Origin of the sequence: Pseudomonas boreofloridensis (genome assembly GCF_030580795.1) — a bacterium.
Classification (GTDB): Bacteria; Pseudomonadota; Gammaproteobacteria; order Pseudomonadales; family Pseudomonadaceae; genus Aquipseudomonas; species Aquipseudomonas boreofloridensis.
In genome coordinates this window covers 252,743-267,574 of the sequence record NZ_JAUQOQ010000002.1, presented here as the reverse complement: position 1 = coordinate 267,574, position 14,832 = coordinate 252,743, and the positions used below count along the sequence as shown (strand labels likewise).

18 protein-coding genes are annotated in these 14,832 nt (G+C 64.2%); 8 read left to right on the top strand and 10 right to left on the bottom strand.

Going from position 1 to position 14,832, the window contains the following annotated elements; genetic code table 11:
• Positions 1–13 precede the first annotated feature (13 nt).
• Positions 14–838 (top strand): shikimate dehydrogenase, encoded by an 825-nt coding sequence (gene aroE / locus Q6A47_RS03425; RefSeq protein WP_304483025.1) that lies wholly within the window; start codon positions 14–16, stop codon positions 836–838.
• Positions 839–853: 15 nt separating this feature from the next.
• Here aroE and Q6A47_RS03420 read toward each other — a convergent pair whose 3' ends face one another.
• From Q6A47_RS03420 to betC, 3 genes are read right to left on the bottom strand one after another with little or no spacing between them, the layout of a single operon-like run.
• The gene (locus Q6A47_RS03420; protein ID WP_304483024.1) at positions 854–2,419 is read right to left on the bottom strand and encodes a SulP family inorganic anion transporter; all 1,566 of its coding nucleotides are present in this window, start codon (positions 2,417–2,419) and stop codon (positions 854–856) included.
• 49 nt (positions 2,420–2,468) lie between these two features.
• Positions 2,469–3,401 carry a choline ABC transporter substrate-binding protein gene (choX, locus tag Q6A47_RS03415; protein WP_039582119.1) on the bottom strand — a complete coding sequence of 311 codons (933 nt, stop codon included), beginning with the start codon at positions 3,399–3,401 and terminating at the stop codon, positions 2,469–2,471.
• Positions 3,402–3,415: 14 nt separating this feature from the next.
• Positions 3,416–4,933: a choline-sulfatase gene (betC, locus tag Q6A47_RS03410; RefSeq protein ID WP_304483022.1), complete on the bottom strand. Its 1,518-nt coding sequence runs from the start codon at positions 4,931–4,933 to the stop codon at positions 3,416–3,418.
• A 109-nt stretch (positions 4,934–5,042) separates the two neighbouring features.
• On the opposite strand from betC, the gene Q6A47_RS03405 reads away from it, so the two are divergent.
• Positions 5,043–5,945: a choline sulfate utilization transcriptional regulator gene (locus Q6A47_RS03405; RefSeq protein WP_304483020.1), complete on the top strand. Its 903-nt coding sequence runs from the start codon at positions 5,043–5,045 to the stop codon at positions 5,943–5,945.
• 63 nt (positions 5,946–6,008) lie between these two features.
• Here the strand turns inward: Q6A47_RS03405 and trpA are convergent, their stop codons facing one another.
• Both trpA and trpB read right to left on the bottom strand, forming a co-directional pair.
• On the bottom strand, positions 6,009–6,818 hold the full coding sequence (trpA, locus tag Q6A47_RS03400; RefSeq protein ID WP_039582114.1) for a tryptophan synthase subunit alpha: 810 nt from the start codon (positions 6,816–6,818) through the stop codon (positions 6,009–6,011).
• A complete protein-coding gene (gene trpB / locus Q6A47_RS03395; RefSeq protein WP_039582111.1) occupies positions 6,815–8,032 on the bottom strand; it encodes a tryptophan synthase subunit beta in 1,218 nt (405 codons plus the stop codon). The genes trpA and trpB overlap by 4 nt, the downstream gene beginning before the upstream one ends.
• A gap of 133 nt (positions 8,033–8,165) precedes the next feature.
• Here trpB and Q6A47_RS03390 point away from each other — a divergent pair, with 133 nt between their 5' ends.
• Complete coding sequence (locus tag Q6A47_RS03390) at positions 8,166–9,062, top strand: LysR family transcriptional regulator (protein ID WP_304483018.1); 897 nt, start codon at positions 8,166–8,168, stop codon at positions 9,060–9,062.
• 21 nt (positions 9,063–9,083) lie between these two features.
• Here Q6A47_RS03390 and Q6A47_RS03385 read toward each other — a convergent pair whose 3' ends face one another.
• On the bottom strand, positions 9,084–9,407 hold the full coding sequence (locus Q6A47_RS03385; protein ID WP_029614866.1) for an ElaB/YgaM/YqjD family protein: 324 nt from the start codon (positions 9,405–9,407) through the stop codon (positions 9,084–9,086).
• Positions 9,408–9,559: 152 nt separating this feature from the next.
• Between Q6A47_RS03385 and Q6A47_RS03380 the strand changes: the two genes are divergently transcribed.
• Positions 9,560–9,775, top strand: coding sequence for a dodecin (locus Q6A47_RS03380; RefSeq protein WP_029614865.1), 216 nt, complete (start codon positions 9,560–9,562; stop codon positions 9,773–9,775).
• A 111-nt stretch (positions 9,776–9,886) separates the two neighbouring features.
• Entirely contained in the window at positions 9,887–10,108 is a 222-nt protein-coding gene (locus Q6A47_RS03375; RefSeq protein WP_039582104.1) for a DUF1161 domain-containing protein, read from the top strand.
• Positions 10,109–10,204: 96 nt separating this feature from the next.
• On the opposite strand, the gene Q6A47_RS03370 is transcribed toward Q6A47_RS03375, so the two are convergent.
• On the bottom strand, positions 10,205–11,206 hold the full coding sequence (locus Q6A47_RS03370) for an LLM class flavin-dependent oxidoreductase (RefSeq protein ID WP_116889907.1): 1,002 nt from the start codon (positions 11,204–11,206) through the stop codon (positions 10,205–10,207).
• Positions 11,207–11,364: 158 nt separating this feature from the next.
• Between Q6A47_RS03370 and Q6A47_RS03365 the strand changes: the two genes are divergently transcribed.
• Entirely contained in the window at positions 11,365–11,790 is a 426-nt protein-coding gene (locus Q6A47_RS03365) for an OsmC family protein (protein WP_039582099.1), read from the top strand.
• A gap of 61 nt (positions 11,791–11,851) precedes the next feature.
• Positions 11,852–12,085 (top strand): DUF1161 domain-containing protein, encoded by a 234-nt coding sequence (locus Q6A47_RS03360; RefSeq protein ID WP_029612486.1) that lies wholly within the window; start codon positions 11,852–11,854, stop codon positions 12,083–12,085.
• Between the two features lie 33 nt (positions 12,086–12,118).
• Here Q6A47_RS03360 and Q6A47_RS03355 read toward each other — a convergent pair whose 3' ends face one another.
• A complete protein-coding gene (locus Q6A47_RS03355; RefSeq protein WP_039582097.1) occupies positions 12,119–12,532 on the bottom strand; it encodes a PA0061/PA0062 family lipoprotein in 414 nt (137 codons plus the stop codon).
• A gap of 45 nt (positions 12,533–12,577) precedes the next feature.
• Entirely contained in the window at positions 12,578–12,991 is a 414-nt protein-coding gene (locus Q6A47_RS03350; protein WP_039582094.1) for a PA0061/PA0062 family lipoprotein, read from the bottom strand.
• Positions 12,992–13,057: 66 nt separating this feature from the next.
• Between Q6A47_RS03350 and Q6A47_RS03345 the strand changes: the two genes are divergently transcribed.
• Positions 13,058–14,149: an aminopeptidase gene (locus tag Q6A47_RS03345; RefSeq protein WP_304483014.1), complete on the top strand. Its 1,092-nt coding sequence runs from the start codon at positions 13,058–13,060 to the stop codon at positions 14,147–14,149.
• 32 nt (positions 14,150–14,181) lie between these two features.
• Here the strand turns inward: Q6A47_RS03345 and Q6A47_RS03340 are convergent, their stop codons facing one another.
• Positions 14,182–14,832 (bottom strand): HAD family hydrolase, encoded by a 651-nt coding sequence (locus tag Q6A47_RS03340; RefSeq protein WP_039582084.1) that lies wholly within the window; start codon positions 14,830–14,832, stop codon positions 14,182–14,184.

The following is a 14,832-nucleotide window of genomic DNA, read 5'->3' as shown; positions in this document are numbered from 1 at the left end:
GCGAGGAGAGTGCATGGACCAGTACGTCGTTTTCGGCAACCCCATCGGCCACAGCAAGTCGCCGCTGATCCACCGGCTGTTCGCCGACCAGACCGGCCAGGACCTGGAATACCGCACGCTGCTGGCGCCATTGGACGACTTCAGCGACTGCGCGCGCGGCTTCTTCAAGCAGGGCAGTGGCGCCAACGTCACCGTCCCTTTCAAGGAAGAGGCCTATCGCCTGTGCGACAGCCTCACTCCGCGTGCACAGCGCGCCGGGGCGGTGAACACCCTGAGCAAGCTGGCTGACGGCAGCCTGCAGGGCGACAATACCGACGGTGCCGGCTTGGTACGCGATCTGACGGTCAATGCCGGCGTCAGCCTCGCGGGCAAGCGCGTGCTCGTGCTCGGTGCCGGGGGCGCGGTGCGCGGTGTGCTGGAGCCGATCCTCGCCCACCGACTGCAATCACTGGTGATCGCCAACCGCACGGTGGAAAAGGCCGAGCGACTAGCCCACGAATTCGACGAGTTGGGGCCGGTGGTGGCCAGCGGCTTCGCCTGGTTGCACGAGCCGGTCGATGTGATCATCAATGCCACCTCGGCCAGCCTCTCCGGTGAGTTGCCGTCGATCGCCGACACCTTGGTCGAGGCCGGGCGCACGGTGTGCTACGACATGATGTATGGCAAAGAGCCTACGCCCTTCTGCCAGTGGGCCACTCGCCTGGGCGCCGTGCAGGTGCTGGACGGGCTGGGGATGCTCGCCGAGCAGGCCGCCGAGGCGTTCTTTGTGTGGCGTGGCGTTCGGCCCGAGACCGGGCCGGTGCTGGACGAACTGCGCCGACAGTTGGCACGCGGCTAGCCTGTCAGGGGTGGTTCATTCCTGGAAACGAATGGGGCACCCCTGCACCCCCTCCAGCTTCTGCAACTCCTCCTCCACCTGGGGCCTGGCGCCGCGCAAGGTCAGGCTGCCGCCGTTGCGCTGCAGCCGCCGTGCTTCACGGTGCAGCATGTCCACCCCGGAATAGTCGATGAAGTTGATCTGCCGCGCGTCAATCACCACGTGCGGGCCCTGGCAGGCTTGCAAGCGCACCTGCAGGTAGTGCGCCGCACCGAAGAAGATCGAGCCGCCGACCCGCAGCACGTCCGTCTGCTCTTCGCGGCTGTGCTGGATGCGCGGGCGTGAGGTGCGCTTGAGGTAGAAGAACAGCGAGGCCAGCACCCCGGCATAGATTGCGGTCTGCAACTCCAAGAGCAGCGTGGCCGCAGCGGTCAGCGCCATGACCGCGAATTCCGCCCGGCTGACCCGGAACAGCGCCGCGATGGCGCGGCGATCCACCAGTCCCCAGCAGATCAGCAGAATGCTGCCGGCCATCGCCGGAATGGGCAGATGGGCGATCAGCCCGGCGCCGACCACCGCGAACAGCGCCACCCACAAGGCCGAGAACACCCCGGCCATCGGCGAGCGGGCACCGGCGTCGAAGCTCAGTCCCGAGCGGGTGAAGGAGCCGGAAGACAGATACCCCGAAAAGAACGCGCCGACCATGTTGGACAAGCCTTGCGCGCGGATTTCCTGGTCGGCATCGATCAACTGTTCCGAACGCGCCGACAGCGAGCGGGCGATGGACAAGCTGGTCACCAGGCCGAGCATGCCGACCGCCACGGCGCTGGGCAGCAGGCGCAGGATCAGCTCCAGGTCCAGCAGCGGCAGCGGGCTCAGCGGCGGTAGTTGGCCGATGAAGGCCGGCACGCGGGGCACATGGCCGAAGTAGCCGGGCAGTGTCCAGGCCACCAGACTGACCAGCACCAGGCTGAGCAACAGCGCCGGCCAGCGCGGACGCCAGAGTTTGAGGGCGATCCCGATGGCCAGCGTGGCCAGGCCCAGCGCCAGCGAGGGCAGGTCCACCTCGCGCAGGTGCTCGAACAGGTCTTGCGCGGTTTTCAGCGCGGTGGCCTGGCTGGGCAGGTGCATGCCCAGCAGGTTGGGCAACTGGCCGAGCGCGATGACCACCGCGGCGCCGAGGGTGAAACCCAGCACCACGGAATGGGAGACGAAGTTCACCAGCGTGCCGAACCGCAGCAGCCCCAGCACGAGCTGGAACACGCCGCCGAGGAACGTCAGCAGCAGGATCAAGGTGACGTAGTCGCTGCTGCCGGCGATGGCCAGTGGACTGACGCTGGCGTACAGCACGATGGAGATCGCGGCGGTGGGGCCACAGATCAAATGCCACGAGGAGCCCCACAGGCAGGCGACCAGCACCGGCACGATGGCCGCATACAGCCCGTATTCAGCGGGCAACCCGGCGATCAGGGCGTAGGCGATGGATTGCGGCAGGGCGAGAATCGCCCCGCTCAGCCCCACCAGCAGATCCTGGCGCAGGCTACGCCCGCTCAGGCGGGGCAGCCAGGCCAAAAAGGGCAGCAGGGGGTTCAAGCGACGCATGGCATATCGACAATTCCGAAGGTTCATTGGCCTCTACACGAAACAGACCCTAGCGCATTGCGGCCTTCACCGCCTCCAGCGCCGTACCGCCATCCTTGCCGCTGACGCCGGCCAACCATGCGTCGAGCACCTCAGGGTGCGCTTTGACCCACTGCTGAGCCGCCTGATCGAAGCTGATCTTTTTATCCACAACCTCGGCCATGATCGCGTTTTCCATGTCGAGGGTGAAGGTCAGGTTGCTCAACAGCTTGGCTGCATTCGGGCAGGCTTGGGGATAACCGTTGCGCACCAAGGTGAATACCTCGCCTGTGCTACCGAACCATTTCTCGCCACCGGTGAGGTAACGCATCTTCAGCTTCACGTTCATCGGGTGCGGCGTCCAGCCCAGGAACACGATGTACTTGTCGTTCTTCACCGCCCGATCGACCTGCGACAGCATGCCCTGTTCACTGGACTCCACCAGCTTCCATTGCCCGAGGTCGAAGGCGTTCTGCTCGATGATGTCCTTGAGCGACAGGTTGGCCGGGGCCCCTGCACCAATGCCGTAGAGTTTCTTGCCGAACGCCTCGGCGTGCGTGTTGAGGTCGGCGAAGTCCTTGATGCCGGCATTCCACACGTAATCCGGAACGGCCAGGGTGAACTCGGTGCCTTGCAGGTTGCGCGACCATTGTTTCACTTGGCCGCTGGCGACGAATTTGTCATGGAAACCCTGTTGCGCCGGCATCCAGTTGCCGAGAAAGGCATCGACGCTGCCGTCCTTCAGGCCGCCGTAGATGATCGGCACCGCGAGCGTCTCGATCTTCACCTGGTAGCCCAGCGGTTCGAACAGCAGCCGGGCGATGGCGTTGGTGGAGGCGATATCGCTCCAGCCGGGGTCGGCGAGTTTCACGGTGCTGCACTGCTTGTCGTCGTCGGCGGCCTGGGCGCTCAAGGCGCTCAGGCTCAAGGTCATGGCGAGTACGGCGGTGGAGAACATCTGCATGGCGGCCTCTTTTCTCAATCCAGGGGGGCGGGCTGTGGATAACGTGCCTTGCGCTCGAGGTCGTCGAGATCGATGTGGTTGCGCATGTACTGTTGGCTGGCATCCACCATCGGTTGGTGGTCCCAGCTGTTCAGCTTGCCGATGGCCAGTGCTTCGCCCACCAGGCGGCGGCGGCGCTGACTGGCCAGCACCTGCTGGCGCAGGGTGGGAATATCCCAGCGCTGATGGGCTTCATCGACAAATGCCTGCAGCAGCGCCTGATGATCCGGGCTGCCGGCGAGGTTCTCCCGCTCGTGCGGGTCGTGACTCAGGTCATAGAGTAGACACGGGTCGTCTTCGCTGTACACGAACTTGTAGGCGCCACGACGGATCATCATCAGCGGCCCGACCGTGCCTTCGGCCATGTATTCGCCAATCACCTCGTCATGCCCGCCCTGCCCTTGCAGATGGCCGAGCAGCGAACGGCCATCGAGGTGCAGTTGGTTATCCACAGCGCCGCCGGCCAATTCCACCAGCGTTGGCAGCAGATCGCAGGTGGACACGCTGGCGCTCACCCGTGCGGCGGCGAAGCGCTGAGGCGCGTGCACCAGCAGCGGCACTCGCGCAGCCATTTCGAACCAATGCATTTTGTACCAGAGGCCCCGTTCGCCGAGCATGTCGCCATGATCGCCGGAGAACACGATGATCGTGTCATCGGCCAGACCGCACTCTTCCAAGGTATGCAACAGCTTGCCGATGTTGTCGTCGACATAGCTGCAGGCGCCGAAGTAGGCGCGGCGCGCGTCGCGGATCTTGTCCACAGGCAGCGGCTTGTCCCACAAGTCATAGACCTTGAGCAGCCGTTGCGCGTGTGGATCCTGCTCGTGCTGGGCGTAGCTGTCGCGGGGCAGCGGGATATCCACAGCCTCGTAGAGATCCCAGTACGCCTTGGGGATGGTGTAAGGATCGTGCGGGTGGGTCATCGACACGGTCAGGCAGAAGGGACGGCCGTCGTCCTCGCGCACATGGTCGTAGAGGTACTGTCGCGCCTTGAACACCACTTCCTCGTCGAAATCCAGCTGGTTGGTGCGCACGCAAGGTCCGGCCTGAAGCACCGAGGACATGTTGTGGTACCAGCTCGGGCGCTCGTCGGGGGCATCCCAGTTCACCGCCCAGCCGTAGTCGGCCGGATAGATGTCGCTGGTCAGGCGTTCTTCGTAGCCATGCAGTTGATCCGGACCGCAGAAATGCATCTTGCCCGACAGTGCCGTGCGGTAACCCAGCGAGCGCAGGTAGTGGGCGTAGGTGGGCACGTCGGCGGGGAAATTGGCGGCGTTGTCGTAGGCGCCGATGCGGCTGGGCAACTGGCCGCTGACCAGGGTGAAACGCGATGGGGCGCACAGCGGGCTGTTGCAGTAGGCCGAATCGAAGACCACCGCCTGCTCGGCCAGGCGCGCCAAGTGGGGCATTTTGATGGGGGACGGGCCATGAATCGGCAGCAGCGGCGCGGCCATCTGATCGGCCATGATGAAGAGGATGTTCGGTCGTTTCATGGGGGCCTTCCATCGTTGAAGGTTATGTGTAATCTCTGCGTTCAAGAGTGAAGTCCATGAAAAAGTGGGTAAAGCCCATGCCGGGCAATGACTGGGATTAGCTGAGCTTATGTTCGATCACCTGGCGGGACTGTCGCTGGAGAGCTTGCGCGTCTTCGAAGCCGCTGCGCGCCTGCGCGGCTTCACACCGGCAGCACTGGAGTTGGGCACTACCCAGCCGGCGGTGAGCCAGCAGATCAAGCGCCTGGAACTGCAACTGGCCACGCGCTTGTTCGACCGCATTTACCGCGGCATCGAGCTGACCGAGGCGGGCCAGACATTGTTCGAGCAGGTTCACGGGGCATTGCAGGCGATGGACGCGGGGGTGGCCGACGCCACGGGGCGCACTCAGCACGAGGTGCTGCAGGTGGCCACCGATTTCGCCTTCGCTGCGTTTTGGCTGATGCCACGGCTGCAACGCTTTCGTGAGGCTTATCCACAGGTGGACGTGAGTCTGGTGACCGGTGAGCGCAGCCAGGCCATGCTGAGGCCGGACATCGACGTCGCGGTGCTGTTCGGCGATGGCCGCTTTCAGCATGGCGAGAGCCGCTGGTTGTTCGACGAGGAAGTGTTCCCGGTGTGCAGCCCTGCCCTGGCCCCAGACCGACCGCTGGCAGCCGAGGCCCTGCAACGACTACCGCTGCTGCACTTACGCGGCGAGCAAACGAGCCGCTGGTTCGACTGGAGCGGCGTGTTTCGCGGGCTTGGCCTGGTCAGCCCGCCGCCGCCGGGACAGCTGCGTTTCGACAACTACACCTTGTTGATCCAGGCGGCAATCGCCGGACAGGGCGTGGCCATCGGTTGGCGTCATCTGGTGGATGGGCTGGTCGAGCAAGGCTTGTTGTGCCAGCCACTGCACGGCAGCTTGCGCTCGGCGCGTGGCTATTACGTGGTGCTGCCGCCGCGTAAGCGACGCGGGGCATTGATCGGGCGGTTCGTGGAGTGGCTGGAGCAGGAGCGTGGCGGTTTGTGACCTCATTGCGAGTCAATCCGCTCCTGGCAGAGCGGATTCACCCACGATGAGCGTAACGCTAGATCAGCGACGAGCGCCGCGTACGCCCTCAGCCAGCGCCGAGCACAGGCTCAGCACATCGGTGACCGCCTGGCCGGGCGTTTTTGCCTGGGCGATCTTGTCGACCAGTGCCGAACCCACCACTACGCCATCGGAGAGTCTGGCGATAGCCGCCGCCTGCTCCGGCGTGCGGATGCCGAAGCCGACGCTGATCGGCAGGTCCGTGTGGCGACGCAGGCGGGCGATGGCGTCCTGTACGTGTTCGGTGGTGGCTGAGCCGGCACCGGTCACACCTGCCACCGACACGTAGTAGACGAAGCCGGAGCTGCGCTCCAGCACACGCGGCAGGCGTGCATCGTCGGTGGTCGGCGTGGTCAGGCGGATGAAGTCGATGCCGGCAGCCTGGGCCGGGGTGGCCAGCTCGGCGTCGTGCTCCGGCGGCAGGTCGACGATGATCAGGCCATCGACCCCGGCTTCCTGGGCCTGGGCGACGAAGGCTTGCACGCCATAGCGATGGATGGGGTTGTAGTAGCCCATCAGCACGATCGGCGTGGTCTGGTTGCCAACGCGGAATTCACGAACCATCTGCAGGGTTTTCGCCAGGGTCTGGCCGGCTTCCAGCGCACGCAGGGTGGCGAGCTGGATGGCCACGCCATCGGCCATGGGGTCGGTGAACGGCATGCCCAGTTCGATCACGTCGGCACCGGCATCGGGCAAACCCTTGAGGATTTCCAGCGAAGCTTCGTAGCCCGGATCGCCTGCAGTGACGAAGGTGACCAGTGCCGAGCGGCCTTCGGCCTTCAGCTCGGCGAAGCGTTGTTGAAGACGGCTCATGCCTGTTTCTCCTGGGCTGCCATGTGATTCATCACGGTGTGCATGTCTTTGTCGCCGCGGCCGGACAGGCACACGACCATCAAGTGATCCTTGGGCAGGCTCGGCGCGCGCTTGAGCGCTTCGGCCAGGGCGTGAGCGCTTTCCAGGGCCGGGATGATGCCTTCCAGGCGGCAGGTGGCGTGGAAGGCGTCCAGGGCCTCGTCGTCGGTGATGCTGACGTACTCGACGCGCTTCACTTCGTGCAGGTAGGCGTGCTCCGGGCCGATGCCGGGATAGTCCAGGCCGGCGGAAATGGAGTGGGCATCGGTGATCTGGCCGTCGGCATCCTGCAGCAGGTAAGTGCGGTTGCCGTGCAGCACGCCCGGTACCCCGCCGTTGAGGCTGGCTGCGTGCTTGTCGGTGTGCACACCGTGTCCGCCAGCTTCGACGCCGATGATCTGCACGCTGTCATCTTCGAGGAAATCGTGGAACAGGCCCATGGCGTTGGAACCACCGCCGACGCAGGCGACCAGGCTGTCGGGCAGGCGACCTTCCTTCTCTTGCAACTGGGCGCGGGTTTCCTTGCCGATGATCGACTGGAAGTCACGCACCATCGCCGGATACGGGTGAGGGCCGGCGACGGTGCCGATCAGGTAGAAGGTGTCATCGACGTTGGTGACCCAGTCGCGCAGCGCCTCGTTCATGGCGTCCTTGAGGGTGCCGGTGCCGGCAGTGACCGGGACGATCTCGGCGCCCAGCAGCTTCATGCGGAACACGTTGGCCTGCTGACGCTCGATGTCGGTGGCGCCCATGTAGATCACGCAGGGCAGGCCGAAGCGCGCAGCGACGGTGGCGGTGGCCACGCCGTGCATGCCGGCGCCGGTCTCGGCGATCAGGCGCTTCTTGCCCATGCGCTTGGCCAGCAGGACCTGGCCGATGCAGTTGTTCACCTTGTGCGCGCCCGTGTGGTTGAGCTCTTCGCGCTTGAGGAAGATCTTCGCGCCGCCGCAGTGTTCGGTCAGGCGCTCGGCGAAGTACAGCGGGTTGGGCCGACCGATGTAGTCGCGCTGGAAATACGCCAGTTGCTCGAGGAATTCAGGGTCCGCTTTGGCCGCTTCGTATTCGCGGGCCAGGTCCAGCACCAGGGGCATCAGGGTTTCGGCCACGTAGCGGCCGCCGAACGAACCGAACAGGCCGTTGGCGTCGGGGCCGGGACGGTATTTGGGCTGGGTCATGGGGCGCTCCATCTGGATTCGAAAAGAGAGGACCGTGCGGCATGCCACCGGTCGATGGGCTTTACTCTACCCAGCCCTGGTCGCGCTGAAAACCGATAAGATTGCAGCAACACGTCAGGAAAACTCACACGTCATGGGTCAAGATCTCCCACCGCTCAATGCCCTGCGGGCCTTTGAGGTCACTGCTCGGCTGAACAGCGTCAGCCAAGCGGCAGAACAGCTGCATGTCACCCATGGCGCGGTGAGCCGCCAGATCAAGGGGCTCGAAGCGCATTTGGGGGTGGCCTTGTTCGTCAAGGACGGCCGTGGCGTCAAACTCACAGATGCCGGCATCCGCTTGCGTGATGCCAGCGTGGAGGCGTTCGACCGGCTGCGTGGCGTCTGCAGCGAGTTGAGTCGCGATCCTAGCCAGGCGCCCTTCGTGCTGGGCTGTTCTGGCAGTCTACTGGCACGTTGGTTCATTCCGCGTCTGGGGCGTTTGCAGGCCGACCTGCCGCACCTGCGACTGCACCTGTCGGCTGGGGAAGGCGACCTCGATCCACGGCGTCCGGGACTCGACGCGTTGCTGGTGTACGCCGAACCACCGTGGCCGAGCGACATGCAGGTGCATGTGCTGGCGCAAGAGCGTATCGGGCCGGTGGTCAGTCCCCATTTTCCGAGATTCGCCCAGTTGTGCGACGCACCCGCGCCGGCATTGCTAGGCGAAGCGCTATTGCACACCACCTCTCGGCCCCAGGCTTGGCCGACATGGGCCACACACCACGGGCTCGCCCCTGACGCGCTGACCTACGGTCAGGCGTTCGAGCATTTGTACTATCTGTTGGAAGCGGCGATGGCAGGACTGGGTGTGGCGATCGCCCCGCAACCATTGGTGGCGGACGATTTGCGGGCTGGACGCCTGGCTGCACCTTGGGGCTTCTCCCCGACACCGGCGGCGCTGGCGTTGTGGGTGCCTCGACGCGCCGCAGATGGGCGCGCCGAGCAACTGGCGCAGTGGCTGCGCCAGGAGTTGCAAGGGCCGGCTGAGTAGGGCCGGCTTAGCGGTAAAGGCTTAGTTACGACGGCACAGCAGGAAGGCAGCCAGCAGGCCCAGGGCGCCAACGGCAACGCCAGCGGTGGTCCAAGGGTGCTCTTGAGCGTAGTCGCGGGTGGCTATGCCGGTTTCCTTGGTGCGGGTCTTCACTTCCTCGTAAGCGTCCGTCAGCAGGTTGCGCGAATGCTTCAGGGCGTTCTGAGCGTTGCCGCGCAGGGCCTTCATGGTTTTCTGGGTTTCTTCCGAAGCGTCGCCCTTGAGCTCTTCCAGGGTCTTGAGCAGGCTTTCGATCTCGGCTTCCATGCTTTCCAGTGAGGTCTTGCGCAGTGCATTACGGGCCATGTGGACTCTCCTTCGCTGAGTAGGGGTGATATAGGTGCGACTGCGCTGCGGCGCGAAAGTGCGATCGAACTTTCCAGGCGATTCCAGGCTCGCAGGTAAACCAGGCCTGGGCTGTCCGGCCCTGTCAGACACTTGATCCAAGGAGCGCATCCATGTCCGAGCATCACACCTACAAGAAGGTCGAAATCGTCGGTTCCTCGACCACCAGCATCGAAGACGCCATCAACAATGCGCTGTCGGAGGCCTCCCAGAGCATCCAGCACATGCAGTGGTTCGAAGTGGTCGAAACCCGTGGCCATATCGAGAATGCCAAAGTGGCTCATTATCAGGTCACGCTGAAGGTCGGTTTCCGTATCGCCAACAGCTGAAAACAGCGCCGCGCTGGCCTGTATCGGCGTTATAGGGTATGAGTTTCCAGGGGCACCGGGATGGGCCGCTGCCCTACTCTGCTTTTTTGATCCGCACAAGGAACGACAACGATGAAGAAAGTGTTTCTCGCAGCAGGTTTGATGGTGCTTGCAGGCAGCGCAATGGCGGCCGGCAAGCCGTGTGAAGAACTCAAGGCTGAGATTGCGAGCAAGCTCGATGCCAAGGGTGTGCAAAGCTACACGCTGGATATCGTCGACAAAGGTACCGCCAAGGACAAGGTCGTAGGCACTTGCGAAGGCGATACCAAGGAAATCAGCTACAAGCGCGGTTGAGGCGATGCGGGCGCCCACTCATCGCGCCTCGCGAATCGATCACGTTTCATGACAAAGCCGCTATTGCAAGGTAGCGGCTTTGTCGTTCCTGATGCCTCAAGCCTTCAAGGCCTGCGCCAGCAACGCGTAGGAGCGCAAGCGATCGGCATGCTCGTAAAGGTCGCAGGTGAAGATCAGCTCATCCGCGCCGGTCTGCTCCAGCAGCACTTCAACTTTAGCCCTGACTTTCGCCGGGCTGCCGATCATCGCCAGGCCGAGGAAACTCCCCACCGCGTCGCGTTCGTGCGGCAGCCACAGGCCGTCCATGCTCTTCACCGGCGGGCGCTGCATCAGGCTCTGCCCGCGAATCAGCGCGAGGATGCGCTGGTACACCGACGTAGCCAGGTACTCGGCCTGCTCGTCCGTTTCCGCCACCACCATCGGAATGCCCAGCATGACGTAGGGTTTGTCCAGCGTGGTCGAGGGTTTGAAGTGATCGCGGTAGATGCGGATCGCCTCATGCATGTAGCGCGGTGCGAAGTGCGAGGCGAAGGCGTAAGGCATGCCGCGCATACCGGCCAACTGGGCGCTGAACAGACTAGAACCGAGCAGCCACATCGGCACCTCGGTGTCGTGGCCGGGCACGGCGATGACCTTCTGGTCGTCGGTGCGCGGGCCGAGGTAGCGTGACAGCTCCTCGACATCATCGGGGAAATCGTCAGCACTGCCCGATCGCTCGCGGCGCAGGGCGCGGGCGGTCATCTGGTCGGAACCCGGCGCACGGCCCAGGCCCAGGTCGATGCGACCGGGATAAAGGCTGGCCAAGGTGCCGAACTGTTCGGCGATCACCAACGGTGCGTGGTTGGGCAGCATCACGCCGCCCGAGCCGATGCGGATGCGCGAGGTGCCGCCAGCCAGATAGCCGATCAGCACCGAGGTCGCCGAGCTGGCGATGCCATCCATGTTGTGGTGCTCGGCCACCCAGAAGCGGTGGTAGCCCAGGCGTTCGACATGCCGGGCCAGGTCCAGAGCGTTGTGCAGGGACTGGGCCGGGCCGCTGTCGGCGCGCACCGGTACCAGGTCGAGGGTGGAGATCTTCAGGTCATGCAGCTGCGTCATCGCAACCTCCGCAGGCAGTGGGTTGGCCAATGGGCCTTACAGTTCTCTGTATGGGCGCTGCTTGAACGATTCAATGGCAGACTGTGGATTGGTCTGAACTTGCTGTGGGGTGGAGCCTCAGAACCTTGTAGACCTTAACCGTATGTCCAGGAGGCAACATGAAAAAGACAGCATCGGCGATCTGGGAAGGTGGGCTCAAGGATGGCAAGGGCCGGCTGTCCACCGAGAGCGGCTCGCTGAAGCAGAACCCCTACGGTTTCAACACCCGTTTCGAGGGGTTGCCGGGGACCAACCCGGAGGAGCTGATTGGTGCGGCGCATGCCGGCTGCTTCTCCATGGCCTTGTCGATGATGCTGGGCGAAGAAAAACTCACGCCCGAGCGTATCGATACCACCGCCGAAGTCACCCTCGAAAAGCAGGATGACGGGTTCGCTATCACGGCCGTGCACCTGATTCTCAAGGCCAAGGTGCCGGGCGCCAGCGATCAGCAGTTCCATGACATTGCCAACAAGGCCAAGGCCGGTTGCCCGGTGTCCAAGCTGCTCAACGCGAAGATCACCCTCGACGCCACCCTGCTTTCGTAAGCCGGGCTTTGTTGTACTCTGCAGGGGTCGGCAGATTGCCTGCCCCTTCAGGAGCCGTTCCATGATCCGCGTAGCATCCGTCGTTCTGGGCTCGCTGGTGGCCACTTCGGTATTGGCCGCACCCAAGCCTTGCGAGGAACTCAAGGCTGAGATCGAAGCCAAGATCCAGGCCGCTGGAGTGCCCTCCTACACGCTGGAAATCGTCTCCAACAGCGAAGTCAGCGACCAGAACATGGTCGTCGGCAGTTGCGATAACGGTACCCGCAAGATCATCTACCAGAAGAATGATGAATAAGCCCTGGGGCCACGCCGAGTGGCCCCGCTGCTTTCAAGGAATACAGAACACCTCGGCAGGCTCGTCCACCAGCACCTGACGATCGGCATCGTAGAGGTACAGCTGCGGCTGCATCGCCGGTGCCCGCGCTTCCAGGCGGTAATGCTCACCAGCTTTGAAGTCGTCGAAGCGCACAGTCAGGTAACACGTGCGCTCGGTTGGGCTGGTGGTGAACAGGCCCGCTGTAAGTTCGTAGTCGAAGCGCACCACCAGCTCGTGACGGCCGGGGGCGACCTGGAAGTATCGGCCGTCATCGAGGCGCTTGCCGTCGAGCTTGTCGGCCATGATCACGCGACCCGGTGTGACGGTGTAGAGGTCGATCCACGCCTGGGCCGGATCTTTCGGGGGCAAGGGGCTGGCGCAAGCCCCCAGTGCACTGAGGGCGAACAGCATCATGGGCTGGCGCATGGTGAAGCTCCGCTTGCGGGTCACAAGGCACAAGCATAGCGTCGATCAGCCATGCTGGCACCCCGCTGGCTCGCCTTGTCCCATGAGTTTCTGCTGCCCGTCATAAAGCTTCACCCAAGGCCGCAAGCCGATACTGCCCGCTTGCAGGCGATAACGCTGCCCGGCGTTGAAGTCCTTGAAGGTGAGGTTGAGTTGGCAGTCGCGCCACAGCGGTTCTGCGACCGGGCCGATGTTGCTCGGCGACACTGGAAATTGGTAGCGCACGGTCAGCTCATGGCGACCGGGCGGGACTTCGAAATAACGGTTGTCGCTCCAATCGCGTTCATCGACCTGCACGGCGTGCAGCGAGGTGTCATCGCCCGGGGCGAGATCGACCCAGGCCTGGTTGGGGTCCGGGTCGGGCAAGGTGGAGCAGGCGCCCAGCAGCCCGAAGGTGCCGATGGCAAACAGTGTACGCATGGCGAAAAGGTCCCTTGGCAAGATAGTCTTGGCACGCACTGGCCTTGAGCGGGATGAACAGCCCCTATGGTTCGACGTTTTGCACGACAGCGCTCAGGCCGCCGGGCTCTGGACCGCGTTTTCACGGTGTTTGTTCCGCTGGCGGCGGCGCTGCTGATCAGCGGCTGCGGCACTGTGGGTTATTACGGGCAACTGGCCCAAGGGCAATGGCAACTGCTGCGTGCGCGCCAACCGGTCGAGCAGGTGGTGGCCAATCCGGCCACCGACCCACGGCTGCGCCAACGCCTGACCCAGGCCGAGCAGGCCCGCGTCTTTGCCAGCGAGCGGCTGAAACTGCCGGATAACCGCAGCTATCGCGTCTACGCCGACCTCGGCCGCCCCTATGTGGTGTGGAACGTCTTCGCCACGCCAGAGCTGTCTCTGCAGCCCATCACCCACTGTTTTCCCATCGCCGGGTGCGTAGCCTACCGGGGCTATTACCACCAGGGCGCGGCGCGTGGGGCGGCGGCGGTGATGCGCCAGGAAGGGCTGGATGTCTATGTAGGGGGCGTGGAGGCCTATTCCACACTGGGCTGGTTCGACGATCCGCTTCTCTCGTCGATGCTGCGCTGGGACGATGAGCGGCTGGCCACCTTGATCTTCCACGAGTTGGCGCATCAGCGCTTCTACGTGAAGGACGACACCGCGTTCAACGAGTCTTTCGCCACCTTCGTCGAGCAGGAGGGCACTCGCCAATGGCGCCGGGCGCGCGGGCTACCGGCTGAACATGAGGATGGCGCAGGTCAGCGTGAGCAGTTCGTGCGCCTGGTGCTGGCCAGCCGCGATCGACTGCAGGCGATCTACGCGCAGCCATCGAGCGATGGCGAAAAGCGCGTGGCCAAGCAAGCCGAGTTCCAGCGCCTGCGCCGGGACTACCGACAGATACGCGACCGCGACTGGGGCGGCGATACACGCTACGACGCCTGGGTCTATGGACCGATGAGCAACGCCAAGCTGTTGCCGTTCGGGCTGTATGACCAGTGGGTGCCGGCCTTCGCCGCGCTGTACCGCGAGGTCGGCGGGGATTGGACGAAATTCTATCGGCGGGTCGAGGACGTAGGGCGACTGCCGGTCGATGAGCGCCAGGCGGCGTTGCAGCGGTTGGGCGCAAGCCGGTAGCGCTCGGGGCCGCCAGGCGGCCCTTGTGGCGGTCAAGCGGCCAGGAAGGCCCGGTGCAGGTCGGCCACCGTCTCGAAATGGAAGGCCGGGGTCTCGGCGGCCAGCTCTTCGCGGCTGCCGAAGCCATACCCCACGGCGACCGCCTGCAGGCCGTTGCTGTGGGCGCCGATCAGGTCGTGCTTGCGGTCACCGATCATCAGCGTCTGCGCCGGATCCAGCCGCTCTTCATCCAGCAGATGGCGAATCAGCTCGACCTTGTTGGTGCGCGTGCCATCCAGCTCGCTGCCGTAGATCACTTTGAAGTGCCGGTCGAAGGCGAAGTGTCGGGCGATCTCGCGGGCGAACTCCCAGGGCTTGGAGGTGGCGACATACAGCGTGCGGCCCTGCTCGGTAAGGGCTTGCAGCAGCGCAGGCACGCCTTCGAACACGTGGTTCTCGTACAGCCCGGTGACCTTGAAGCGCTCCCGGTAGAAATTCACCGCCTGCCAGGCCTTGGCCTCGTCGAAGCCATAGAACTGCATGAACGCCTGGAGCAACGGTGGGCCGATGAAGTGCTCCAGGCGGGTCAGGTCCGGCTCGTCGATGCCCAGCTTGGCCAGCGCGTACTGGATCGAGCGGGTAATGCCCAGGCGTGGATCGGTGAGGGTGCCGTCGAGGTCGAAAAGAACGGTTTGCTGGTGCAT